Genomic DNA, 24651 nt, shown 5'->3' on the forward strand with positions numbered 1-24651 from the left:
CTGCTCTACAGCCGCATGGGTCCGGCGATCGAGGCCTCCGGCGGCAGCGCCGGCAACACGGCGGCCGGCGTCGCCAGCTTTGGCGGCCGCGCCGCCTTCTTCGGCAAGGTCTCCAACGATGCGCTGGGCGAAATCTACGCCCACGACATCCATGCGCAAGGCGTCGCCTTCGACACCACGCCGCTCAAGGGTGAACCGCCGACGGCGCGCTCGATGATCTTCGTCACGCCCGACGGCGAGCGCTCGATGAACACCTATCTCGGCGCCTGCGTCGAGCTCGGGCCTGAGGATGTCGAGGCGGACAAGGCCTCTGGCGCCAAGGTCACCTATTTCGAAGGCTATCTGTGGGATCCGCCGCGCGCCAAGGAAGCAATCCGCCAGACGGCGATGCTGGCGCACGCGGCAGGCCGCGAAGTGTCGATGACCCTGTCGGATTCGTTCTGCGTCGACCGCTACCGCGACGAGTTCCTCGAGCTGATGCGTTCGGGTACCGTCGACATCGTCTTTGCCAACAGCCACGAGATCAAATCGCTTTACCAGACGGCGTCGTTCGACGAAGCGCTGGCGCAGATTCGCAAGGATTGCCGCATCGCCGCCGTGACCCGATCGGAAAAAGGCTCGGTGATCGTGCGCGGCGACGAGACCGTGGTGATCAAGGCGACCGCCATCAAGGAGCTGATCGACACGACGGGCGCCGGCGATCTCTATGCCGCCGGCTTCCTGCATGGCTACACGCAAGGCCGTGACTTGCAGACCTGCGGCGACCTTGGCTCACTGGCAGCCGGATTGGTGATCCAGCAGATCGGCCCCAGGCCCCGTCAGAATTTGCGCCGCGAGGCCGAGCAGGCGGGGCTGACCATTCCGGACGTTCAAACGAGTTAGTGGCCTACCTTCCCGTTGTGCAGGCTATCTCGCCAGAAGCGCAATCACGGAATAGGGAAATCCTGATGTCGAACATGATGAAGGCGCTTGTGAAGGCCAAGGCCGAACCGGGCATCTGGATGGAAGAGGTGCCGGTGCCGGAAATCGGCCCCAACGACGTGCTGATCAAGATCAAGAAGACGGCGATCTGCGGCACCGACGTGCACATCTACAATTGGGACCAGTGGGCGCAGAAGACGGTGCCGGTGCCGATGGTGACGGGCCATGAATTCGTCGGCACCGTTGCCGATTTCGGCGCAGCGGTCACCGAATACAAGGTCGGCCAGCGTGTATCGGGCGAAGGCCACATCGTCTGCGGCCATTGCCGCAACTGTCGCGCCGGGCGAGGGCATCTGTGCCGCAACACACTCGGCGTCGGCGTCAACCGTCCGGGCGCGTTCGGCGAGTATCTGGCGATCCCGCAGCACAATGTCGTGCCGATCCCCGACGATGTGCCCGATGAGATTGCCGCGATCTTCGATCCCTTGGGCAATGCCGTCCACACCGCATTGTCCTTCGATCTGGTCGGCGAGGACGTGCTGGTGACTGGCGCCGGGCCGATCGGCATCATGGGCGCGCTCGTCGCCCAATGCGTCGGTGCGCGCAAAGTGGTCATCACTGACATCAACCCGGTGCGGCTGGCACTGGCGAAAAAGCTCGGCGTCCAGCATGTCGTCGACGCCTCGAAGGAAAAGCTGCGCGACGTCATGCCGGCGCTCGGCATGACCGAGGGGTTTGACGTCGGCCTCGAAATGTCGGGCGCAGCCCCCGCCTTCCGCGACATGATCGATACCATGAACAATGGCGGCAAGATCGCCATTCTGGGCATTGCGCCGACCGGCTTCGAGATCGACTGGAACAAGGTCATCTTCAAGATGCTGCATCTCAAGGGCATCTACGGCCGCGAGATGTTCGAGACCTGGTACAAGATGATCGCGCTGGTGCAGGGTCCTCTCGACGTGTCGGGCCTGATCACACACCGCATCGGGGTCGATGACTACCTCGACGGTTTCGAGGCGATGAAGAGCGGCAATTCGGGGAAGGTGGTGATGGATTGGTAGGGATTGCCTTGGCCGCTCTTCAGGAAAAGCTGACGGGACAGCACCCCTCTGGTCCGCCGGACATCTTCCAACGAGGGGAACATGGCTGGGTGGAGAGCTATGGCTCCGCTAGGTGCGCCCCCTAATCATGATACGGCGACGTATCGCGGCCCATCCGATAACGGTCGATGGTGGCAATTCGCCTCAGCCGATGACGGAAATCCGGTGAACGGATGCTCACAGGCCCCCACGCGATCGTCTATTTCCTAAGATCTGCGATTGAGGTCGAGGTGTTGCCGCCGTTTCAGCGGGTAAGATGCGTTAGACGACTTCCGGTACCTTTCCGGTCAGCGAATTAACGAAGGCAACGAGCCGCATTGGACAGGTCGTGCCATTCCGGTTCGGGGGAAGTATGGCGCGGCTCAGCATGGCGACACGGTCGGAACTGAAGCGGCGATCGTGGAGCGTTATCGCGGCGTTGACAAGCGGCGCATTCTGAATGAGTTCGGGGCGGTAATCGGCTATTATCGCAAGCGCGCGCGATCCGTCTTATGAACCGTCGTGAGCAGAGGCCGTCTGCGAGCAAGAGCCGCAGCCGCTGTTACGGCAGCGATGTCCGCGAGGCGCTCATCGTGTTGTGGGAGGCTTCGGAGCGGCTGAGGTCCGCATCGTCGCTCGCGGCGGCCAGCGCCGCCGGGCAGGAATGAGTTCGGCAGTTCGCCGCTCGGTGCAAGCCCGCACCTCGGCGATTGGAAAGATCCGCCGCCCGGCTTTGTTGAGCGCATTCGGGCACGTCTTGGTCGGGGAGCTTCGTGCAGACGATGGTGCTGACCGAAATTGCCACCGGCTGGACCGAATGCATTCCGGTCCGCACGCGCAACAGCGGCAATGTGATCATGGCGATCAAGCAGGCCCGCTCGCGGTTTCCCTGACCCTGTGCTGCTGTTTGCCGGCATCCGCCCGCACAGGAAGAGCTTGGAAAGCGGTCGATCGTCGTGGCCTGAATGCGGAAATCGAGGAGCCGTTGGTCGTCGATCTCCAGCCTGAACGCGGTCGTTTCCTGGTGCCGCAAATCGGCTGTTGCATACACATCCCTGTCAGACGTCAGTTTTCCTCGCCCATTTTGGTGTCGAGATGCGAAGTGCTCTTTTGGACCAGCAAGGCTTTTTGGAAATCTGAGAGCGGCTTTCCGCGGGGCGCTCCATTTTTGAGCATCAAGCTACCACAGCCAATGACGCGCAGGTTCCACCAGACTCGCCAGCCTTGAAGGACAGCGAAATAGCAGAGCACGACAGACACAACAATCCATCAGGAAGCCGCAGTCGTTGAAGATGCGGCGCTGCATCCATACCGTGGATGCATTCGATCCAAATAATCGATTTGTTCAATCAGTTTCTCGAAAGCTAACCCTACCCTCTGTGGGAATCGGGCTCTGGGCCGCGACGCTGCCTTGCGAGCGCAGGGGCTGCACGTAGGAGAGATGATGCAACGAGAAATCGCACGCGGGTTGCTGGCGTCGTGGGTTCGCCGACCGGCGTATTTGAGCCCGTCAGTTGGTCCTCACCCGCGCCTATTGCCACCGAGCGACTTGCATGTCCCTCCAACTCGGACCTGTTCCGAGAGATGCGACGAGTTGTGCGCCGTGTGCTCCGATCAGATGGCCGCCGGTGACGCGTCTCTCTTCGATAGGAGATGAAATGCGAACGCTGCTCGTGGATCATCATGCGGATCTTGCGCGCGCCATGCGACTTGCGCTCGGGGATGGCGGCTTCGTCGTTGATGTCGTTGGTACTCTGGAACTGGCCTCGAGTGCATTTTCTTGCGCCAGCTATGAAATTCTCCTGCTGGAATTGGCTCTGCCAGATGGCGATGGCTTGGGTTGGCTGAGGCAGTTGAGGACCCACGGGCATTCAGTTCCTGCCGTCATTATGAGCAGCCTTAACGATCTCGATAAGCGAATTGCGATCTTCAACGGTGGTGCGGACGACTTTCTGCTCAAACCCGTCTCTACCGATGAGCTTATCGCCAGAATGAGAGCCATTCTGCGCCGGGCGTCACAGATGACCGACCTGAGGCTCGTATTTGGCAATCTCAACTTCGATCCGGTCGCCCGGCAGGTTTTCGTTGCTGGGCACCCAATGATGATCGCACGTCGCGAACTCTGTATTCTAGAGCATCTGCTTAACCGGGCAGGCCGCATCGTGCCCCGTGCGCAGTTGGAAGATCACCTCTATTCGTTCAACGACGACGTGTCTGCCAACGCGCTTGAAGTCGGAATCTATCGTTTACGTGGACATCTGACCAGATCAGGTGCAACGCCACGGATCAAGACCATCCGTGGCATTGGCTACATTCTAGAATTGACTGACGCGTCATCCGCATAGTTTGTCGAATCGAAAGAAGATCTATTTTGCTGATCCTTCAACATCCTTGCCCTGCGCTCAATTGGCGGGCGATCGCCATCAAGGTTCCGAGACCTGCAGTGCCCCGTTACCTGGGCCATCTCCTCTGCGCGCTTATTGTGACTTTCCCACTTGGTGTCGCGGCGCAAAACAAGCAGGACAAAGGCGCGCCGCGTGCGGCTTCGAATAGCATCAATGCCACGCTGACCCTTTCCTCTTCGCTCGGGGAGACCGTTCATCTGCCCGCGCCAGCCACGACCATCTTTGTTGCTGACCCGACGATCGCGGATTTTCAGGCACCATCGAGCAAAACAATCTTCGTCTTTGGCAAGAAATCGGGGCGGACCAGCCTATTCGCCTTGGACGGCAACGGCGAGCCTCTCGCCGAATTGCGTATCGTTGTCACGCAACCGATCGGGGATTTACGCGCCATGTTGCGGGAGCAGGTCGGCGACTATCCCATCCGCGTCAACTATACGCCGCGCGGCGCAATCCTTAGCGGGACGGCGCCCGACGCAGAGGTCGCCGACACCGCAAAAAGAGTCACTGAGCAATATCTGGGCGACGGAGCGCAAGTCGTCAACAACATCAAGGTCGCTGGATCCCTGCAAGTTAACCTCAGCGTGCGCGTAGCCGAAGTCTCACGCAGCGCCATGAAGTCACTTGGCGTCAACCTGTCCGCCTTCGGTCAAATCGGCAATTTCAAAGTGGGCGTTCTAAGCGGAAGCGGTGCAAGCGCTGGATCTGGTTCAACCCAGGGTGGCGGTACAGCAGAAATCGGATTCGACAACGGTGTCGTCAACGTCAGCGCGGTTCTCGACGCGCTCGCCAAGGAGCATATAGCTTCCGTCCTGGCTGAGCCGAACCTCACCGCTATGTCGGGTGAAAAAGCCAGCTTTCTAGCTGGCGGCGAATTTCCCATTCCTGTCCTGCAGGAAAACAGGCAGGTATCGGTTGAATTCCGTCACTTCGGCGTCAGTCTGGAATTTGTGCCGACAGTTCTCAGCAACAATCAAATCAACATTCACGTAACGCCCGAAGTCAGTGAACTGTCGACGCAAGGTGCCGTGCAAATCAACGGAATTTCCGTGCCGGCAGTTTCCACGCGCCGAGCCGATACGGTCGTCGAACTCGCCAGTGGGCAGAGCTTCGCAATCGGCGGTCTAATCAGGCGGAACGTCAACAATGATGTCAGGGCCTTTCCCTGGCTCGGAGAAATGCCGATCCTGGGACCGCTTTTTCGCTCGTCCTCGTTTCAAAAAGAGGAGTCAGAACTGGTCATTCTAGTTACGCCTTACATTGTAAGACCAGGCTCCAACCCAAACCAGATGAGCGCACCTACGGAGCGGGCGGCACCGGCTTTGAACGGAGGGGGCGCTCCGACGAATTCCGTGGCAAGTCCCCCGCGAGACCGCGCTGCTATCCGTGCGGGCGCGCCAAGCGCCCAGGGCGGTCTCGGCTTCATCATCGAATAGTGTCGTCCAATGATGTTGCGTTTTATAGTCCTCTTTGTCGCTCTGGCACCAAGCGTAAGTGGCTGCACAAGCACTACGCCAGTTGATGTCGAACCATCGGCATCAATGCTTGTCCGAGAGGAGACCACCCTCCTGACGTTGCAAAGCCTGCGCGCTTCCGAACGGCAGCGTTTGCGTGATTTCCTAAACAAGGCCAGTCGCGGCCGATTCGATGCCCTCCACCTCCTCATCAGCGGTTCGCCCCAGCTCAGCGCAGGGGTAGCCCATCAGGCCAGGCAGTTGGCAATCGAAGCAGACAACATTCAATTGCTCGATCAACACGACGCCGGCTCAGTGCGAATTGAGGCGATTGTCTATCACGCCCGTCCGCCGGTCTGTCCCTCATATGGTGCCTTACCCAATGAAGAATCCTTCAAACAGCCGCTTGGTTGTTCGACAGGATTTAACCTGGCCGTGATGGTCAACGATCCGCGCGATCTGCTCGACAATCAGGCCGTCAAGTCCGGCGATGGCGATCGTGCTTCTGTACCAGTTGCCACTTACAGAACGTTCGGGACGGATAAAGGTGGCTGATACCGGCCCTTATCTTGGCAGCACTCCTACCGGAGATTGAAAGCTTCCAATCTCGTCCTGATCTAAAATCAAAGGAACCGCTGGATGCAATATAGGCGCGATATCGCGGGCCTTAGGGCTGTTGCTGTACTTCCGGTCGTACTCTTTCATTTCGGAATTTCGGCGATCCCGGGTGGCTTTAGCGGGGTTGATATCTTCTTCGTCATCTCCGGCTACCTTATCAGCGGAAGCCTCTTGGATGACCTTGAACGCGGCCAATTTTCGATCGTCAACTTCTACTGGCGCCGTGCCCGGCGCATTCTGCCGGCTCTCGTCTTTGTGATGCTTCTCACCTGCATTGCCGCATTGTTCATTCTTCTGCCATCGGATCTGCGCGAATTCGGTCTTAGCATCATAGCTGCCTCGACCTTCTGGTCGAACGTTTTTTTCTGGAAAACGTCAAGTTACTTCTCGATCGATGCCGCGCTTCGACCACTGTTGCACACCTGGTCGCTTTCCGTAGAGGAGCAGTACTACATCTTCGCCCCAATCCTGATGTTCCTAATCTATCGCTACATCGGGAAGCGCTGGCTGACGACACTTCTTCCGATAATTCTCTGCAGCTTCGTAATGGCGGTGATGGCGACATCGCTGGCGCCCACCGCCGGATTCTATCTGCTGCCGACCCGAATCTGGGAACTCATGTTGGGCGCCCTGCTCATGCTCAAACGCCCCCCGCCGTTGGGCAACAGATTCCTGATGGAGTCGGTGGGGTTGGCCGGATTTGGCCTTCTCGCCATCGGGTTCTTCGCGCTTTCGGAGAGCGACCCGTTCCCAGGCTACAACGCCTTGTATCCATGCATCGGAACGGCCCTTCTGATCTATGTTGGCCAAAATTCCCCCTCGACGGTCGCCAGCCGCATGCTCGAAGTCCGGCCGCTGGTCTGGATTGGGCTCATCTCGTATTCTTTGTATCTTGTTCACTGGCCGCTCAATGCGTTCGCGCATTATCTTTCGTTCCAAAAACTCGATCCTTTGATGACCGGTGCGATGTTGGTAGCAAGCCTCGCATTGGCTGCATTCTCCTGGAAGTTTGTAGAGCAGCCGTTTCGACAGAAGAGGGCCTTCACCGCCCCGGGGCCTATCTTTGCCTTTTCAGCGCTCGCGATCGTTGTTCTTTGTGCCGGCGGAGCGGCGGGGGCGCTCGGCAACGGCTTTCCGCAACGGTTTCCGGACTATGTCCAGCGGCGCATTTCCGTCGGGGACTGGAGGAATGGCATCTGTTTCAACGAGGGCACCAGCCGGATCGAAAGCTGGAATATGGAGGATTGCACGCGCACTCGCGGTTTTCCAACAACGGTTTTTTTGTGGGGCGACTCCTTCGCCGCGCACTATGTTTCCGGCCTGGGTGCTAACATAAATCGGTTGCAGGCGAACATCGTGGAATATACGTACGCCGGCTGCCCGCCGATACTCTCTTACTACTCTTACGCTCGTCTTGATTGTGTCCGGTTCAATCGCAAGGCCTTGGACATCATCTTGGAAGCGGACATCAAGACGGTTATCCTCAGCGGTAAATGGAGTGACTATGAGGTCAGAGGCTTCGACGGTCTTCAGCAAACAATCGATACGCTTCGTGCCCTGGGCGTGCGCGTGTTTGTCATCGGCCAGTCTCCGCAGTTCCCAACTGACGTCCGGAAAATTGCGTTCTTCGCCAAGCGCCAAAATCTGGACGATACGTCCTGGCCGATGGCGATGGACCCCGGCATCAACGAACGTGTGCGCTCATTTACCAAAGGCGCCACATTCATCGATCCGCTGAAATTCCTGTGCAGCGCAGGACGCTGCCCCTATTCCGACAGAGGAGAGTTTATGTATTTCGACTATGGTCATTTCTCTTCAGCCGGCGCCACACTGGCAATCTCGAAATACTGGCCGGCTTTTGGCAAAGACAATGCTCTTCCTAAGACGAAGTAGCGGGTCAGACGGCTGACAAGCACCAGTGCGGGTCCCTGTGATTGCTCCTGCTTCGGCAGCAGCCGCGACGATGGAGCTGTTCAGGTTTAAGGCCACCCGATAGCGACCTAGGATGGGTGCTGCCACGCGGATCGGACTAAGCGTGCATTATCACGTAAATGTTGAGAGAATGAATGGCGCCGCGAAGGGCAATTCCAGCCATCCACAGCGACAGGCGTGTCGCGGTCCCGACATAGCAGTGGCACTTACCTGACACGGCCTCACACTGCCCTCTAAACGGCCCCGAATTTGAACTGACCACCCCTGGCCGGTTCATTGGGCAGGTCAAGGGCTAGGCTGTATTACACAGGGCTCACCCCTTTCAGTCTCAAGTTGGTACGATGGGCCGTGGACGGTCGATGCAGACTTCAAGGATGGCGAAAGAAGCTCTCTATGCGTGCGTTGTCGAGGCAAGTGCCTTTGCCAGAGATGCTCGCGGCTGGAGAGATTTCAAAATGAGCGTTGGAAGCGGAGAATGCCGCCGACGCTGTTCGGCTTGCTCGTGCCCTTGACGGTGGTAGGGTCGGCAGGGCCGACGCCAAAGTTGCCGTAGCGGTCGTAATCGACCTCGGCTGTGACCGTGAAGCCAGGAACGACCATATAGACGACGTTTGCAGCCAAACCAGAATTCTTGAGCTGATCACTCGAGACCTGAAAGTTGAACGAAGTTTTCTCGTCAAACTCGTAGGTGGCGCCCGCCCAGAAAGCCCACTGGCCGTTCCAGATTTTGTACGAGCCGCGCACATGATTGGCGATTGCGCCGTTTGAGTCCTCGTTGAGACTGCCATTGGAACCGTAGCCGAACAGTCCAAACAGCGACAGCTGGTTTGTGACAGCGACGTCGACACGGATCTTGCCGGCCAAAGCTTCGTAGTTGCTGTCATAAGCCGCGACGCCGGTGATCGAGCCCCAGCCTTGCGTGTATTTCAAGCCGGCGACAACGTGCGGAATATAGCTGTCGATAGTACCGGCTGAGCCCGATCCTTGTTCGAGCGAAATCACGGTCGAAATGCCGTTGCCGGCGTCGAAGTAGTACTGAGCCACGTTGGTGTCGAAGCCGGCCGACCGAACGAGCATACTATCGAGAACGTTGCCAGCGTAGCTTACAAACGTATCGAAGGCCGACCCGTCCTTGCCAACTCGCAGGCCCCCCAGCTCGACCCAGGCAGAAGCCAGTGCGAGGCCGCTGTTGAAACCATAGTTCTGAGGACTGTCACGCGAGTTAGCGCTATTGCCAAAATTCACGTGGGTTTCGGTATAGGTCGTCAACGCGCCGAGCTCGGTCTGCTGGCCGCTCCAAGTTTTGAACGTGAAGCGTGTGTTGTTTCGCCAAGTGCCTTGGTCCTCGCCAGTTCTCACATCCGAGGTTCTTGCGCTGTCATACGATCGGACATCACCCAGGCCGATATCATAACGGACATAGCCGCCGATGCGCAGGCAGGTCTCGGTGTTGGGAATATAGAAATACCCCGAGCCGAGGACGTCGCAGATCTTGATGTACTCGGCCGGTTCCCGCTCGGCGCCAGCTGCTCGAACGACGGAGGCGGCGATCAGAGCAGTTAAGCCGAGAAGACGAATCTTGATGTACATGTCTAGATCTCCATGAAGGAATAAAAAGGATAGAGGCGTAAGAGCAAGCTTTACTCTAAATTTTGTGCGTGTTGTCTCCAATTTGTGGACGTAAAAGCGCTTGACATGGGAGGTTATCCAGCGTAAAAGCCACATGTACTTAGAATAGTGTTTTCTGCTAGGAGATTCATTATCGTTTATATGTGAAACACTCCGGTCAGACCGCTGCAGCCTCGGAATAGAGCAGCAAGCGACATGCCAACCTGAAGCGTAGATGCGGCCGACACCAAAATTGGGCCGACGCGCCTTCGTCTCGCTGGAATCACTTTTTTTGAGGGTCACTGCGAAAAGCAATGTGCGACACGGTTCGCCATGTTCGATATGTGACAGTCTCGTTTAACAGCGACGGCTTCCCGTCTGACCGCAACGGAGGCCGCTTCATGCGCTACCGAGAAGGATTACTGCGCGCGTGCGGTCCGCAAGGGCTGCGCCAGGAACAGAGGGCGTCCACGTCCGATGTGTCGCATGGTGGCCGAAGCACCTTTTCGCCGCTGTAAGTTCGCCGTGCAGGTACATTGCGCGGCCGATAGCGAGAAGGGATCGCACCCTGAAACGGTTGCCTAGGGCTCGCCTCGAGTAATTGGCGATGAACAGCATTCTCGAGAACTTAGTCTCGACGGAAAGAGCAACGAAAGGAAGCCGCTTGGACGAGCACGATCCGAAGGAAGAACTGATCGAGACCATTTTCCGCAACGGCACAATCACTGCCGTGGGTATCCTGCTTGCCTTTTCGCTCGGCTTCCTCACTCATTGGGCGGCGAACCCCTTGCCATGGCAACTCTACGATCTGTTCGCCGTAGTGCCGATCCTGCTCGGCATCGCACTGCAGATGAGAGCGCTGTCCATGCTGCTCGACATGAGTTCCTTGCGCCGCCCCATCTACGAACGCGCCAATCGCATTTTCATGGTCGGCCTCATCCAGACCGCGTGTGGCGTCGGGATGGCGATCTTGGTCGATCTTTTCGGGATATCGGTAGGGGGCACGCTGCCCGGCGCTTGACGACAAGCCACACCGCCGCTCATCGCTCGAAGCGACGTCAAGCTGGGGAGCCTTGTGCACCCCCTAGCGGCGCCTTCCTTTCATCAAATGAGCGGACGTCAGCTTTAGAGCGTCTCGGTGGCTAAAGCCGGTATGGTTTTTCGGCCGGCAGGGAAGGCCGCTGGCTGGACCTGGATGGCGTCTGACCGAGGCTTGACAGGTGCGTTGCGACGTTTGGCGTCGGACATGAATTTCGCATTGCAAAGTTCTTCCGCAGACGCCTCAAGCACACTGCATCGGCGTCACGTACTCAAACGTTGAATGCGGCACCGCACCATCACCTCAGGCGGACCATGGCACGCGCGCTCGGTTGATACCGTCCTGTCCAAGCGAGACTGCGACATCGCCGCCTCCGCCTTGAAAACGCGGAGAAAGCGGGACGCACTGACTTAGGTCAGAGACAGGACGAGCGCGCAACGAAACAATGATGGATCAGCGACGTGGGACGACAGCTCCTTGCACACCTCAATCCTGACAAAGTACCGGGACCCCCGGCCGCCTTGGTATACCATCTATCCGACTGTGCCAGACTTCTCTGCGGCGGTTGGTGCTGACGATTATGAGGAATGGCTGGGGGGCCTCCCGGCCGACGAATCGGTGTCGCTCTATTTCCACATTCCGTTTTGCCGATCCATGTGCTGGTATTGCGGCTTCCCTACCGCCGTCACCCGTCGCAACGGCCCGATCCTTAATTATTTGGCGTGCTGCGTCAGGAGATCAGTTTGGTGTCGGAGCAAGTTCGGCAAGGGCTGCCGGTGAGCGATGTGCATTTCGGCGGCGGAACGCCTCACCTTATCGGGCCAGCCGAGCACTTGGCGCTGATGGAATTTCTACGCCGCCACTTCGCTTTCAGCAAAACTGCTGCGATCGCCGTGGAGATCGATCCCCGAACGTTCACACCGGAAATGGCCGAACCCTTGGCAGCTACCGGTGTCAACCGCGCGAGCATCGGCGTGCAGAGCTTTGATCCCGATGTGCAAAAGGCGATCAATCGGATCCAGAGTAAGGTGCAGACGGCCGCTGCCGTCGAAAATCTCCGCCGGCATGGCGTTGGCCATATCAACTTCGATCTCATCTTCGGTCTCCCGAAACAGACTGTGCAGTCCTGCATCCAGACCGCGATGGCTGCGGTCGCCATGCGCTCCAACCGGTTTGCGGTGTTCGGCTACGCGCATATTCCTTCCGTGATAAAGAATCAGCGCCTAATCGAGCAGGCAGGTCTACCGGACGGCGATGTTCGCGCCGAACAGGCTGCAGCTGTCGCCGAGACACTGGTTGGCGCCGGCTACCGGGAGATCGGGCTCGATCATTTCGCTCTGCCGGACGACGAACTCGCGCTAGCGCAGAAGACCGGGCGCCTGCGGCGTAATTCGCTGGGATACTCGGCCGATACTTGCAAAACCGTGATCGGCTTCGGCGCGTCGGCTATTGGCCGAGTCGGCGAGGGGTACGTTCAGAACGAAGTAACACGGGATTCTTACGCCCGGCACATCGCAAGTGGACGTCTGGCGACATCAAAGGGCCACCGGCTGACCGACGATGACCGGGTGCGCGCAGCAATCATCGAGCGACTGATGTGCGATTTGGAGGCCGACGTGCCGACCATCTGTGCCGCCCACGAAATCGAACCAGCTCGTTTTCTCGATTCAGTTGAGCGTTTGGTGACGCTGGCTGAGGAGGGGATCGTGGACGTCGAAAACGGCTTCATCCGCGTGCGGCCGGAGCACCGCTTTGTTGTTCGCGCCGTTGCTGCTGCATTCGATGCTTTTCTCGCGAATCGATGAGTTGAGGCCACGACTCCGAAGGCATCAGACCTTGTTTGGCGCTCGTCGGCATGGGCTCTCGCAGAAGACTCCGCAAGCGCATGCAGGGGACTCCACTTGACGCCGCGTTCATCATCATCTCGCCTGGGTGCGCTCGATCGCACAACTCGGAGCACGCTGCTCTCGGCGTGAGGCTGTGCTCTGCAAAGCACCGGTGATCCACCCTGTCCCTGGATAGCAGCTTGATGGCGTCATCTTGGAGGACGAGAAAAGATTGTCGAGGTACGGGTACGAATTGCCTCGGTCGTTCGTTCAATCGAAAGCACTGTCTGCGGAGGCACCTCTCCTTCATGCAGTGACAGGAGATGCTGGCCGACTTCCTTATCTGCTGCGGTGAGTCGATGATTTAGGCGGAGAAAGTCCATCCAGGTGGGGGTGCGGAATGTCTCCGTCCAAAGTGACGGTGTTTGCAGATTTCGCTGGAGCGTCCAGTTTCGTGCACCGGCACGGCTCTGGACGTGTCGCCGCGTGCGCATGTAGCCCAGAAAGGCCTCGATATTTTCCTCCGATATCAAATACTCGACCTTGGCCACGATAGGGCCACTTCTGGGTTTCAGATCGAGAGCCACGTCCGGCGGATGAAAAACTGAACTTTCTTGATCCGTTTCTTCCCAGGGACGGACCGGCAACACGATCCCCGCTGCTGCAACCAGCAACAGAGCGCCCGCGGCGCCCTCCAATGCTGAGGTCAAGGAATAGTTTTGCGCGACAGAACCCCAGATCCAGCTGCCAGCAGCCATACCGCCTGCGCTCAAGGCGTAGTAAATGGAGAGCGTGCGGCCTACAACCCACCTTGGGCTTGCCAACTGCACCGACACGTCAATGCCCGTCCAGGTGATAAGCCAACCCGCTCCGCCGAGCGCCAGCGAAATGGCCGCCACAGGAACCGACGATGTCAGGGCAAGGGAGAGGCAACAGACTGCACAAGCCACAGAGGCGAAGGCCACCAGCCTGTTTTGAGACGTGACCTTCCTCAAGAAGCCGTTGCCCATGCCCGCGATGAAAGCACCCATGCCGAAGCCGGCCAATAAGATACCGTAGACAATTGGCCCACTCTTCAACTGATCCCGGACGACGAGAGGGAGCAACGCCAGAATGGAGATGCTTGCCAATCCGAAAAGAGCTGCTCGGGCGGTCGCTGCCCTGATCTCCAAAGACATCGCCGTAAAGCGCACTCCGTCATGAATTGCCGTCGTCATTCTCTCATGAGGGAGAGGCGAAGAGCGGACCTCCCATTTGGTGCGCCATATCGCGCTTATAGGCGCCAGATCACTCACCGCAGCCAAGGCGAAAGCGGCCAGCGGCCCAAAGACGGCCAGGATCACGCCCCCTAAGGCCGGACCAACGCTGCGCACAATGTTGTATCCGACGGACATAAGCGTCACTGCGGCCGGAATGTCGCGTTTGTGAAGGATATCGCCGACCGAAGCGTGCCAGGCCGGATCATTCAAGGCAAAGCCGCAGCCGGCCAGGAAACCTAACCCGAGAATCAGCCAAGGACTGACAAATCCCAGACCCACAGAAATCATCAGCGTCATCGACGCCGATGCTATCAGGCAGTGTCCCGCAAACATCACCCACCGGCGGCTGAAGTTGTCGGCAATGGCTCCGGCGAAAACTGAGAGGAAGAACACCGGCAGTGTGGATGCGGCCTGGACGAGAGCCACCATAAGGTCGGACGCTGAAATCGTTGCCATAAGCCAACTGATGGCGACCGTTTGCACTAGCCAACCGAGGCTGGAAATCTGGGTGGCCGTCCAAATTGAGCGAAACACCTTGTTTCGAAATGGGGCGAGCGTCTTTGAAACGGGCGGTTGAGGATTTTCGCTCTGCATGAGGTTTTGCTGGCCTTCGATGAGCGCTGCGATTTGAGCAAGTGGGTCGATACTTAGACATCGCGGAGCACCGCACGGAACCCAGCTCTATGGAGCTTGCCGGCGACTATTTGCGTATTGAGCCATTCTCATAGTCTCATTCATGAGCAGTCCTATGCGCAAGCGTTGCTTTGCTAAATTCCCACGACAAGCGCGCCGCCGCTGAGACCCGCACCCGCTGCCGCCAAGAGGACTTTCTCGCCAGGCCGAAACGGCTGCGCCCGATGGGCGAGCGACAACGAGAGCGGGATCGTCGCGGCGGAAGAGTTGCCATATTCGGCGATCGTCTTGACCATCGAGTGATCTGTGATGCCGAGGTTCCTGCCGACCGCGTCGAAAATGCGAGCATTGGCCTGATGCGGCACGAAACGATCGAGGTCTTGCGGCCTCAGTCGGGCAGCAGTGAGCGCATCTCTCGAGCAGGCGGTCATCATCTCCACGGCCTTGGCGAACACTTCGCGGCCATCGGTGATCGTCATCCGGGTCTGCTCGAGGTCGAGGCCGCCATGGAACGGATTGTTGCTTCCACCGGCAGGAATCTGGATCAGCCCGTAACGCGAGCCGTCCGAATCCACCGAAGCGCCGAGAATGCCTCGATCCGGGTCATCGCACGGACCGATCACCACCGCGCCGGCGGCATCGGCAAACAGCACGGCGCTGGCGCGCTCGGCCGGATTGATGCGGCGGCTGAGGATGTTGGCGGCAATGACAAGGCTCGCTTTGCCATGCAGGCGAGTGAACCCGTCGGCGAACATCAGCGCATAGATGAAGCCGGCGCAAGCGCCGGTCAGGTCGATCGCGCCGGCGCGACCTAGTCCCAGCCGATGTGCGACCAGGGGCGCGCTTGGCGGCAGAAGATGATCGGGTGTGGAGGTAGCGAGCAACAGCAGGCCGATGTCGCCGCGGTCGATACCGGCATTGGTCAGCGCCATGTCGCCGGCGTGCGCGGCAAGGGCCGACAGCGTGTCTTCGTCCGCTGCCCAGAAGCGCGACCGTATCCCGGTGCGCCGCTCGATCCAGCCGGGTTCAAGCCCGAGACGATCTTCGATTTCCGGATTCTCCACCTTGCGCGCGGGCGCATGATGGCCAAGCCCGAGAATGCGCGATGATCGGCTCATGGCTTTGAGCCGAAGCGTTCGCCGGCCTCCTCGATGGCGTCATAGAGCCCATCCAACTCGTTGCCGGTAATGCAATAGGGCGGCAGAAGGTACAGGACATTGCCGAGCGGGCGCACGAGCAGGCCGCGCTCAAGAAAAAAAGCGCGCAGTTTTGGCCCGATCTCGGCCAGATAACCGGCTGAGCCGGTGCGTAGGTCGAGTGCCGCGATGGTGCCGGTTGTCCGGCAATCGGTGAAGCGAGGGTTGTCGCGAAAGCGTCGAAGCCCGGCGGCCTGTCGCTCGCTCAAGGCCGCGATCCGATCGGCCACCGGCTCGTCGTGCCAGATCTCGACATTGGCAAGTGCCGCCGCGCATGCAATCGGATTGGCGGTGTAGGAGCTCGAATGGAAAAACGTCTTCTTGCGATCCTCGGAATAGTGAGCCTGGAAGATGGCATCGGTGGCGATCGTGGCGGCCAGCGGGATGGTACCACCGGTCAGACCTTTCGAGGTGCACAGGATGTCCGGCGAGACGGACGCCTGTTCGCAGGCGAACATGGTTCCGGTGCGCCCCCAGCCGGTCATCACTTCATCGGCGATCAGCAGCGTGCCGGCGGCCTCAGTGATCCTCTTCAATTCGGTCAGAACCCAGGCCGGATACATGAGCATGCCGCCGGCGCCGAGCACGAGCGGCTCGACGATCAGCGCGGCGGCGCGCCGGTCGCGGGAGAGTGCCTCGAACCGATCCAGCGTTTCCTGCTCGCGCCCGGCGGCCGGGAAGGGGATGGTGTCGACCTCGAACAGCAAGGGCTCGTAGGCGGCGTTGAACACGCCACGGGCGCCGACGCTCATCGCCCCGATCGTGTCACCATGATAGCTGTGCTCCATGACGACGATGCGCGAACGCGGCGCGCCGATGTTGCGGAAATAGCCGAGCGCCATCTTCAGCGCGACTTCGATTGAGGTCGAGCCACTGTCGGAATAGAACACCCGGTCAAGGCCGGCGGGTGCGAGGCCGACAAGCGCCTCGGCCAGGCGCTCGGCCGGCTCGTGGGTAAAGCCCGCGAAGATGATCTGGTCGAGGTTCGACGCGGTCGTCTCGATGGCCTTCATGATGCGGGGGTGGCGGTGGCCATGAGTGACGACCCACCAGGAAGAAATCGCATCCAGGATGCGGGAGCCGTCGGCCTTGTGGAGATAGGCGCCTTCAGTCAGCACGATTTCAGGGATCGAGGGCTCTAGCGCGTGCTGCGTGAACGGATGCCAGACTCGAGACTGCGCCATCAGTCGCCTCCGGCAATCATGGCCAGGTCGAAGCCGGAAATCATTGCATCTCTCAACGTTTCACCCGTCAGCGGACCGAGGTGCGGCAGCCTGCCGAGCTGCGGCACGCCGCCGAATTCCACGATTGTCCTTTGCGTATCGGCCACCTCTTCGCCCATGAAGGCAATGCCGATGAGCGGGATGGAGCGGGCTCTCAGGGCCTCGATCGACAACAGCGTATGATTGATGGTGCCGAGCGCGGTGCGGGCGCACAGTATGACCGGCAGCCGCCATTGTTCGAATATGTCAATGAACCTTGTCTGTCGATTGAGCGGCACCATCAGCCCGCCGGCGCCTTCGATGACGAGCGGTGTCGGCAGGACCGGAAATGAAAGATCGTCGGCCTCGATCGCGACGCCGTCGATTTCGGCTGATCGATGCGGCGACAGCGGCATCGTCAGTCGATAGACTTCGGGCAGCACGCGTCCGTCGGGCAAGCCGGAAAGCCGGGCGACGACCTCGCTGTCAGTCTCCTCGTCGAGGCCCGATTGCACCGGCTTCCAGTAGAAGCCGTCGAGCAGCCCGGCAAGTCCGGCCGAAAATACTGTCTTGCCAATTCCGGTGTCTGTTCCGGTGACGACGATGCGTTTGGTCATGCTGTGGCCAACACCTCAACGAGAGCCTCGACCATGGCGGAAATGTCGGTCTCGTCGACGTTGAGCGTCAGCGAAATGCGCAGGCGCGATGTGCCCTCGGGCACCGTCGGCGGACGTATGCCGCGTATGTCGAAGCCGCGTGCCTGCAGGGCCGCCGCCACCGCCATGGTGCGCCCAACGTCGCCGATGACAAATGGCTGGATCTGCGAGCCGCTGGGTACGACGCCGCAGCGCTCGGCCAATTGGCGGCCGGCGCAGGCAACGCGTTCCTGCAGCTGAGCGCGGCGCATGGGCTCGTCGGACAGAATAGTCAGCGCTTCGCGCGCCGCGACCGCCATCAGCGGCGAGGGCGCGGTGGCGTAGATGAACGGCCGGCACCGGTTGACGAGATAATCGCACAGTGTCCTCGGCCCGGTGACGAGTGCACCGGATGCGCCGAGCGCCTTGCCGCATGAGTGGAGCGTGACGATGTTGTCGCGGCCTTGGCACGCGGCGGCCAGTCCCCGGCCGTCCGGTCCCCAGATGCCGGTGGCATGCGCTTCATCGACGACGATGAATGCCTGGTGCCGATCGGCCATCGCGACCAGGCTCTCCATCGGCGCGCGGTCGCCATCCATGCTGTAAAGGCTTTCGACGGCGATCCACACGCGCCCCGTGCCGCCTTCGGCGCGCCAGCGGGTGATTGCGTCCTCGACAGCGTCGACGTCGTTGTGCGCGGCCAGCTTGAACTCGGCGCGCCCGGCCTGCGCGCCCTCATGCATGCTGGCATGGGCGAGTTCGTCGAGGACCAGCAGGTCGCCTTTCTGCGGCAGCGCGGTCAACAGGGCGAAGTTGGCGATGTAGCCGCTGCCAAAGAACAGCGCACGGTCGGCGCCGAAGAATGCCGCGGCGTCCGCCTCCAGTTGCTCATGTTCCGGTGCGTTGCCGCGCAACAGCCGCGACCCGGTGGCGCCAACCGGCGTGCCCCGCGCAATCGCCGCCGCAACCGCTTCGCCAAGTCTTTTGGAGGCGGCAAGTCCGAGATAGTCGTTCGACGAGAAGTCGAGACCGGCGCGCGGTGCGAGCGTCCGCAACCGGTCCTTGCGCGCCAGTCCGCGCAAGGATGCGTCATAGCGGGCAAGAATTGCCTCGTTCATTGCGTGGCGAGTTCCATCGGCTCGATGCCGAGACGCTGGAACAGAAGGCTATCCTTGTCCTCGCCGGGATTGTCCGCCGTCAGCAGCGTGTCGCCGACAAAGATCGAGTTAGCGCCGGCAAAGAAGCACAACGCCTGCGTTTCGTCGCTCATCGCCGTCCTGCCGGCGGACAGCCTTACACAGGATTTCGGCATCATCACCCGCGCGAGCGCAACGATGCGGACGAAATCGATCGGATCGATGGCGTCGGCCGCGGCAAGCGGCGTGCCTTCGATGGGAATAAGCATGTTGATCGGCACGCTTTCCGGCGGCTCGGGCAGGTTCGCGAGCGTGACCAGCATGTCGATGCGATCGGTCTTTTCTTCTCCCATCCCGACGATGCCGCCGCAGCAGACTTTCATCCCAACCGCGCGCACGTGCCCAAGCGTTTCCAGCCGGTCGGCAAAAGTCCTGGTTGAAATAACCTCGCCATAGTAGCGCTCAGAGGTATCGATGTTGTGGTTATAGTAGTCGAGACCGGCCTGCTTCAGGCGAGCAGCTTGCTCAAGATCGAGCATGCCGAGCGTCATGCAGGTCTCCATGCCGAGCGCCTTGACGCCCTCGATCATGGCGACCACAACGTCCATGTCGCGCTCCTTGGGACTTCGCCACGCTGCGCCCATGCAATAGCGCGTTGCGCCGCCATCACGCGCCTTGGCCGCTTCGTCGATGACATGCTTGACGTTCATCAGCTTCGACGCCTTCACCCCGGTTTCGTAATGCGCAGACTGGCTGCAATAGCCGCAATCTTCGGGGCAGCCGCCGGTCTTGATGCTAAGGAGCCGCGACAGCTGCACTCGGTTTCGATCGAAGTTCTGGCGGTGGATCGTCTGAGCTAGGAACAGCAGATCGTTGAATGGCATGCCGTAGATGGCCTCAGCCTCTTTGCGGTTCCATCGCGGAGGCGTTCCATCGACCGATTGCATGGTCTGGTTCACGTCGAACTCCGAGTTCATTCCAACCGTCATCGTCAAACCTTTGTTGCTAGTCCGGTACGCCTTCAGGAGTCTGTCGACCGGCAAGCTCGGTCCGACTTGGCTTTGGAGCGCACTCGCTAAAAGGCGAGCTGCGGCACGTCTTTCCACCGCCTTCCTACGCCTGCCGAGCTGATGTTGCTCCTCATGCCGTAATCCTCAGTTCAAATGCTTGCAGATGTTCTGGTGGTCCGGCATGTCCAGGCCGATGTCGAGGATCGGGGCGCTGTGCGTCAGCCATCCCATGGAGATGAGATCGACACCGGTCGCCGCAATCGCCGCCGCCGTTTTCGGCGTCACCCGACCGGAAGCCTCGGTGATCGTACGGCCACCCACTATAGAAACCGCGCGGGCAAGATCCTCGACCGACATATTGTCGAGCAGCACCGCGTCAACACCAATCGCGAGCGCTGCATCGAGCTGCTTCAGCGTGTCGACCTCAACCTCGACCTTCACCATATGCCCTGCGGCGGCGCGCGCCCGCTCTATTGCTGTGCGGATATCGCCGGCGATCGCGATGTGATTGTCCTTTATGAGCACGCCGTCATCGAGGCCGAAGCGGTGATTGGCACCGCCGCCGACGCGCACGGCGTATTTTTCCAATACCCGCAGGCCGGGCGTCGTCTTTCGCGTCGATACGATCCTCGCCTTGTGACCGCGCACGGCCTCAACCATCGCCGCTGTGGCAGTGGCAATGCCGCTCAGCCGGCATAAGAAATTGAGGGCAGTGCGTTCGGCCGTGAGCAGGCCTCGCGCGGGTCCGGACAATCTTGCAATGGTTTCCCCGGCCCCGACATCGCTGCCATCAGGGCGCCAGATCTGGATGTTGATCGCCGGTTCCACGAGCAGGAAGGCGTACGAGACCAGATCGAGCCCGGCAACGACGCCCGCCTGCCTCGATCTGAGCACCAACGTGGCAGTGCAATCATGCGGGATAACCGCATCGCTGGTCAGGTCGCCGCATCTGCCCAGGTCTTCGAGGAGCGCACCGCGCACAATCGGTTCGATCAGGGTCGCGGGGAGGGGGGAGAATGAAATCACATCAGGTGCTCCGTATGGTAGCCCGGCAATCGAGTGCGGCCGCGGCCCGCATTGCGCTGTGCAGTGTCAGCCGTGATGGGCGCGCGTCGGCATCGTGGAGCGGGAAATCGGACCGACAGTGCGCGCCTCGACTCTCTTCCCGCCCCAGGGCCGCCACGGCGATCATCAGTGAGACCAAAGCCGGACCAGAGGCAGCGACATTGTCAGCTGCGATCGGCAGCAGGGTCGCCACCGCTTCGCGCATTGCCTCGCCGTCGCGGATGATACCCAGGGCGGCGGAGACAATTGGGCGGACCGCGGAAGCGTCTGGTCGTGGAGGGACGAATGTGGAGCATCTGCGCGGTCGCCGGGTATACGACGTGCCGGCAACGCTTTCGGCAACCCAGCTCGCGGTGACCGCCGCTTCGGTGAGCGAGTTGCTGGCCAGGCGGTTGGCGCCGTGCAGGCCGGTACAGGCGACCTCACCGCAGGCCCACAATCCCTCGATGGAGCTGCGGCCGGCGCTGTCTACGGCGACGCCGCCCATGTGATAATGTGCCGCCGGGCGCACCGGGATCGGGTCGGTCGCGGGGTCGACCCCTGCGCTCCGGCACAATTCGGCGATGCCTGGAAAACGCTTGCCAAATCTCGGGCCGAGACTTTGCCGTGCATCCAGGAATACGCGGCGTCCAACGGCAAGCTGGTGCCAAATGGCGCGCGCTACGACGTCGCGAGGCGCAAGTTCACCGCCAGGTGTGTCAGCGAGGAAGCGCTCTCCTCGCTCATCGATGAGCACCGCGCCTTCGCCACGCACGGCTTCGCTCACCAGCGGCATCGGCCGGCGCGGACCGTCGAGCGCAGTTGGATGGAACTGTATGAATTCCAAGTCGGCGAGTTCCGCCCCCGCCCATGCGGCGAGCGCCAGCCCGTGACCCCATGAGCCAGCGGGGTTTGTCGTGTCGCAAAACAGCCCGCCGACGCCGCCGGTCGCCAGCACCGCGCGACGCGTGGGCAGAGCGAGCGCGCCGGCTCGTCCTGCGGCGACCACGGCGATGACCGACCCGTCCTGCACGACCAGCCGGCGGACCTCCACATTTTCGATAGTGGTGATCGAGGCTGTACGCCGAACCGCGGCGATGAGCACGCGCACCAACTCGCGACCGGTGGCGTCGCCGGCTGCATGCACAATCCGCCGTCGCGAGTGTGCCGCCTCGAGCCCAAGTCGCAACGCGCGGTCAGGGTGCTGGTCGAAGGCGACGCCGAACCTTTGGATCGTCCTAATCGCTTCGGGTGCAGCTCGGACCACTCGCCGCACCGTGGCCTCGTCGCAGAGTCCGTCGCCGGCAGCTATCGTGTCGCAAAGGTGAAAATCCGGGCCGTCGTCGCCGCCGAGACTTGCCGCAAGACCGCCCTGGGCAAGCTCACTGCAGGCTCCGGTTCCAAGCGGCGCGTTGGTCAAAAGCACGACCGGTTCCGGCGCCAGATGAAGCGCCGTCATCAGGCCGGCAATGCCGCCACCGATGACGACCGGCGCCCCGGCGATGTCGCGAACCTCCAGGCTCATAGGGAAAGCATGCGCTCGACCGCGCGGCGGGCGGGGCCGGCAATTTCGGGATCAATCCGGACCTCATGCCGGTTCTGCTCGAGCGCGGCGCGAATGTTGGCCAGGTTGATGCGCTTCATGTGCGGGCACAGGTTGCATGGGCGAACGAACTCGACGTCGGGATGCGCGACCGCGACGTTGTCGCTCATCGAACATTCGGTCAGAAGGACGACACGCGTCGGTTTCTCCCGCTCGACATAATCCGACATCGCTGCGGTCGAGCCGGAGAACTCCGCCTCCGCGACAACGTCTGGTGGGCATTCTGGATGGGCCAGCACGATGACGCCTGGATGGGCATCGCGCAGTTCCCGAATGTCTGCTGCGGTGAAGCGCTCATGCACCTCGCAATGGCCTTTCCAGGCGATGATCTCGACGTCTGTATCGGCTGCCACGTTCCTCGCCAGATATTCGTCCGGCAGCATCAGCACACGCGCCACGCCAAGCGATTCCACCACCGCCTTCGCGTTGCCGGACGTGCAGCAGATGTCGGACTCCGCTTTTACGGCGGCCGAAGTGTTGACGTAAGTAACAACGGGGACCCCCGGATACCGCAGCCGCATTAGCCGCACGTCGTCTGCCGTGATCGATTCGGCCAGCGAGCAGCCGGCGCTGAGATCCGGGATGAGCACGGTCTTGTTCGGATTGAGCAGTTTTGCCGTCTCGGCCATGAAATGAACGCCGGCAACCACGATGATGTCGGCGTCGACCGTCACCGCCTTGTGGGCCAACGCCAGGCTGTCGCCGACGATGTCTGCCACGCAATGAAAAATTTCGGGCGTCTGGTAATTGTGCGCCAGCACCACCGCATTGCGCTCACGCTTCAGCGCTAAGATGGCTTCAATATCGCCGGCGAACGCGAGCCATTCAACGGGAGGGATCACCCGCCGGACACGCTCATACAGGGACGCAGCCATAGGTAACGCCCCAGCCATTGGCGCCTCGATTATATTCGGTTTGACAATAAGGGAATATGTCTACCTTGACTATAAGTATGTCAAGCCCGCGCCAGCGGTAATTTTGTCCCGGCGATAGCCCTGTCGTCGAGAACGGCATGGCGGAAGCGATAAAGCTTCGCCGGTCGGCCGCCCGTGTCGAGGGAGGTCTCCCCAGTCTCCTCAACAAGATCCTGCTGCTCGACCAGTCTCCGGAAGTTGGGCTTGTTGATGAGCCTGCCAGCCAGAGCTTCCACGGTTCGCTGCAGTTGCAGCAGCGTGAAGGAAGGCCGCATAAGCTCGAACACGACCGGCCGGTATTTGATCTTCGAACGCAGCCGCGCAATCCCGGTTGCCAGAATACGACGGTGGTCAGCGACCATTGGTTTGCCAGCCGCGGCCGCAATCGCGTCCCTGCCGCCACCGGCCTCTTCAATCAGAGCAGCTTCATAGAGCAACTCGTAGCGTTGGAGCGTGAGTTCCTCGTTCCAATGGCGGTCGTCGAAGCCGAAGGCTATCGCAGCGCGCTGCCGGCGCTCGCGTTGAGTGGTCGGCTCGCTGGCGCCGCCGGCCCACTCAATCAGGCGGGGCCGCAATCTATCGAGCAGCACAGGCGGCGTGCCGAAGCGGTGGTCCTCCCAGGGAAAATATTCGTACCAACTTTGCCAGCCGCACGCGGCCGAGTTCGTTGCCTGTTCCTTCCTGGTCAATGCGAGATAGCTGATTGAGATGACGCGCTGGTGGCGCTCAGTGCCGATGCGATCGCGATCGGCGAAGGTGTAGAGTTGCTCGATGTATCCCAGTGCATGGCCGGTCTGCTGCTCCACCCACCCCCTCAAACCCGACTGCAGCGATCGATGCTCAAGCGCAAAAGGTCCAGAAGGGAGGGTGTCCGCATGACCGACGGTGAGGACACAGGGCTCACTGTCGTTTACGGCGACCACGACGGCAGTCAGGTCCACTTTGGCTTCGTCAGCTTTGACGGCGGCTTTGCCTTTCTTGGTTCTTCTTGTCTGAGGATCCATGTTTGCGAAAGTGGGTTGGCCCAACGGAGCGCCTTAATCGATTGAATGTAACCTTGGCAGCCAGCACGTCAACACCGTACTACTCAAGCACTGTTTTTAGCTCTTCGCAGTCGCACAAAAATATGCCAAACGCGAC

19 protein-coding genes and 1 pseudogene are annotated in these 24651 nt (G+C 60.5%); 8 read left to right on the top strand and 12 right to left on the bottom strand.

The annotated features are described in order from the left end of the window. On the top strand, positions 1–882 hold an 882-nt coding region (locus tag EN781_RS01370; protein WP_145965433.1), incomplete at its 5' end, for an adenosine kinase. 65 nt (positions 883–947) lie between these two features. Further along, the gene (tdh, locus tag EN781_RS01375; RefSeq protein WP_091595827.1) at positions 948–1982 is read left to right on the top strand and encodes an L-threonine 3-dehydrogenase; all 1035 of its coding nucleotides are present in this window, start codon (positions 948–950) and stop codon (positions 1980–1982) included. Between the two features lie 580 nt (positions 1983–2562). Here tdh and EN781_RS34070 read toward each other — a convergent pair. Continuing rightward, positions 2563–3051, bottom strand: coding sequence for a hypothetical protein (locus tag EN781_RS34070; RefSeq protein ID WP_164747350.1), 489 nt, complete (start codon positions 3049–3051; stop codon positions 2563–2565). Between the two features lie 607 nt (positions 3052–3658). On the opposite strand from EN781_RS34070, the gene EN781_RS01385 reads away from it, so the two are divergent. From EN781_RS01385 to EN781_RS01400, 4 genes are all read left to right on the top strand, one after another. Next, positions 3659–4345, top strand: coding sequence for a response regulator transcription factor (locus EN781_RS01385; RefSeq protein ID WP_029354874.1), 687 nt, complete (start codon positions 3659–3661; stop codon positions 4343–4345). Positions 4346–4416: 71 nt separating this feature from the next. Continuing rightward, a complete protein-coding gene (locus EN781_RS01390; RefSeq protein WP_051695798.1) occupies positions 4417–5838 on the top strand; it encodes a type II and III secretion system protein family protein in 1422 nt (473 codons plus the stop codon). Positions 5839–5850: 12 nt separating this feature from the next. Continuing rightward, positions 5851–6411 carry a CpaD family pilus assembly lipoprotein gene (locus EN781_RS01395; protein WP_236473720.1) on the top strand — a complete coding sequence of 187 codons (561 nt, stop codon included), beginning with the start codon at positions 5851–5853 and terminating at the stop codon, positions 6409–6411. A gap of 84 nt (positions 6412–6495) precedes the next feature. After that, positions 6496–8367: an acyltransferase family protein gene (locus tag EN781_RS01400; protein ID WP_091595825.1), complete on the top strand. Its 1872-nt coding sequence runs from the start codon at positions 6496–6498 to the stop codon at positions 8365–8367. 489 nt (positions 8368–8856) lie between these two features. On the opposite strand, the gene EN781_RS01405 is transcribed toward EN781_RS01400, so the two are convergent. After that, positions 8857–9996: a porin gene (locus tag EN781_RS01405; RefSeq protein ID WP_091595823.1), complete on the bottom strand. Its 1140-nt coding sequence runs from the start codon at positions 9994–9996 to the stop codon at positions 8857–8859. A gap of 682 nt (positions 9997–10678) precedes the next feature. Here EN781_RS01405 and EN781_RS01410 point away from each other — a divergent pair. Together EN781_RS01410 and hemN are read left to right on the top strand one after the other, a co-directional pair. Beyond that, a complete protein-coding gene (locus EN781_RS01410; protein ID WP_091595902.1) occupies positions 10679–11035 on the top strand; it encodes a hypothetical protein in 357 nt (118 codons plus the stop codon). Between the two features lie 495 nt (positions 11036–11530). After that, a pseudogene (gene hemN, locus EN781_RS01415) lies at positions 11531–12858 on the top strand (oxygen-independent coproporphyrinogen III oxidase). Between the two features lie 230 nt (positions 12859–13088). Here the strand turns inward: hemN and EN781_RS01420 are convergent. From EN781_RS01420 to EN781_RS01465, 10 genes are all read right to left on the bottom strand, one after another. Beyond that, positions 13089–14732 (bottom strand): MFS transporter, encoded by a 1644-nt coding sequence (locus EN781_RS01420; protein WP_126038535.1) that lies wholly within the window; start codon positions 14730–14732, stop codon positions 13089–13091. A gap of 173 nt (positions 14733–14905) precedes the next feature. Then, positions 14906–15889: a beta-ketoacyl-ACP synthase III gene (locus tag EN781_RS01425; protein WP_091595821.1), complete on the bottom strand. Its 984-nt coding sequence runs from the start codon at positions 15887–15889 to the stop codon at positions 14906–14908. Further along, positions 15886–17151, bottom strand: coding sequence for an adenosylmethionine--8-amino-7-oxononanoate transaminase (locus EN781_RS01430; protein ID WP_091595819.1), 1266 nt, complete (start codon positions 17149–17151; stop codon positions 15886–15888). The genes EN781_RS01425 and EN781_RS01430 overlap by 4 nt, the downstream gene beginning before the upstream one ends. Next, positions 17151–17786: a dethiobiotin synthase gene (bioD, locus tag EN781_RS01435; RefSeq protein ID WP_029354884.1), complete on the bottom strand. Its 636-nt coding sequence runs from the start codon at positions 17784–17786 to the stop codon at positions 17151–17153. Before bioD ends, EN781_RS01430 begins: the two co-directional genes overlap by 1 nt. After that, the gene (locus EN781_RS01440; RefSeq protein WP_091595817.1) at positions 17783–18922 is read right to left on the bottom strand and encodes an 8-amino-7-oxononanoate synthase; all 1140 of its coding nucleotides are present in this window, start codon (positions 18920–18922) and stop codon (positions 17783–17785) included. The genes bioD and EN781_RS01440 overlap by 4 nt, the downstream gene beginning before the upstream one ends. Continuing rightward, entirely contained in the window at positions 18919–19887 is a 969-nt protein-coding gene (bioB, locus tag EN781_RS01445; RefSeq protein ID WP_236370746.1) for a biotin synthase BioB, read from the bottom strand. The genes EN781_RS01440 and bioB overlap by 4 nt, the downstream gene beginning before the upstream one ends. 207 nt (positions 19888–20094) lie before the next feature. Next, positions 20095–20973, bottom strand: a complete 879-nt coding sequence (gene nadC, locus EN781_RS01450; RefSeq protein ID WP_091595900.1) for a carboxylating nicotinate-nucleotide diphosphorylase — start codon at positions 20971–20973, stop codon at positions 20095–20097. A 4-nt stretch (positions 20974–20977) separates the two neighbouring features. After that, entirely contained in the window at positions 20978–22519 is a 1542-nt protein-coding gene (locus EN781_RS01455; protein ID WP_029354892.1) for an L-aspartate oxidase, read from the bottom strand. Then, positions 22516–23490 carry a quinolinate synthase NadA gene (gene nadA / locus EN781_RS01460; protein WP_029354894.1) on the bottom strand — a complete coding sequence of 325 codons (975 nt, stop codon included), beginning with the start codon at positions 23488–23490 and terminating at the stop codon, positions 22516–22518. The genes EN781_RS01455 and nadA overlap by 4 nt, the downstream gene beginning before the upstream one ends. Positions 23491–23552: 62 nt before the next feature. Next, positions 23553–24515 carry a hypothetical protein gene (locus EN781_RS01465; protein ID WP_091595813.1) on the bottom strand — a complete coding sequence of 321 codons (963 nt, stop codon included), beginning with the start codon at positions 24513–24515 and terminating at the stop codon, positions 23553–23555. Positions 24516–24651: the final 136 nt, after the last annotated feature.

The organism is Mesorhizobium sp. M4A.F.Ca.ET.090.04.2.1 (assembly GCF_003999085.1).
Classification (GTDB): Bacteria; Pseudomonadota; Alphaproteobacteria; order Rhizobiales; family Rhizobiaceae; genus Mesorhizobium.

Bases quoted from the DNA above. Each gene is read 5' to 3' on its own strand.
- tdh (WP_091595827.1), top strand. From the start codon at position 948: ATGTCGAACATGATGAAGGCGCTTGTGAAGGCCAAGGCCGAACCGGGC.
- EN781_RS01385 (WP_029354874.1), top strand. From the start codon at position 3,659: ATGCGAACGCTGCTCGTGGATCATCATGCGGATCTTGCGCGCGCCATG.
- EN781_RS01395 (WP_236473720.1), top strand. From the start codon at position 5,851: ATGTTGCGTTTTATAGTCCTCTTTGTCGCTCTGGCACCAAGCGTAAGT.
- EN781_RS01400 (WP_091595825.1), top strand. From the start codon at position 6,496: ATGCAATATAGGCGCGATATCGCGGGCCTTAGGGCTGTTGCTGTACTT.
- EN781_RS01405 (WP_091595823.1), bottom strand. From the start codon at position 9,996: ATGTACATCAAGATTCGTCTTCTCGGCTTAACTGCTCTGATCGCCGCC.
- EN781_RS01420 (WP_126038535.1), bottom strand. From the start codon at position 14,732: ATGCAGAGCGAAAATCCTCAACCGCCCGTTTCAAAGACGCTCGCCCCA.
- EN781_RS01425 (WP_091595821.1), bottom strand. From the start codon at position 15,889: ATGAGCCGATCATCGCGCATTCTCGGGCTTGGCCATCATGCGCCCGCG.
- EN781_RS01430 (WP_091595819.1), bottom strand. From the start codon at position 17,151: ATGGCGCAGTCTCGAGTCTGGCATCCGTTCACGCAGCACGCGCTAGAG.
- bioD (WP_029354884.1), bottom strand. From the start codon at position 17,786: ATGACCAAACGCATCGTCGTCACCGGAACAGACACCGGAATTGGCAAG.
- EN781_RS01440 (WP_091595817.1), bottom strand. From the start codon at position 18,922: ATGAACGAGGCAATTCTTGCCCGCTATGACGCATCCTTGCGCGGACTG.
- bioB (WP_236370746.1), bottom strand. From the start codon at position 19,887: ATGCAATCGGTCGATGGAACGCCTCCGCGATGGAACCGCAAAGAGGCT.
- EN781_RS01455 (WP_029354892.1), bottom strand. From the start codon at position 22,519: ATGAGCCTGGAGGTTCGCGACATCGCCGGGGCGCCGGTCGTCATCGGT.
- nadA (WP_029354894.1), bottom strand. From the start codon at position 23,490: ATGGCTGGGGCGTTACCTATGGCTGCGTCCCTGTATGAGCGTGTCCGG.
- EN781_RS01465 (WP_091595813.1), bottom strand. From the start codon at position 24,515: ATGGATCCTCAGACAAGAAGAACCAAGAAAGGCAAAGCCGCCGTCAAA.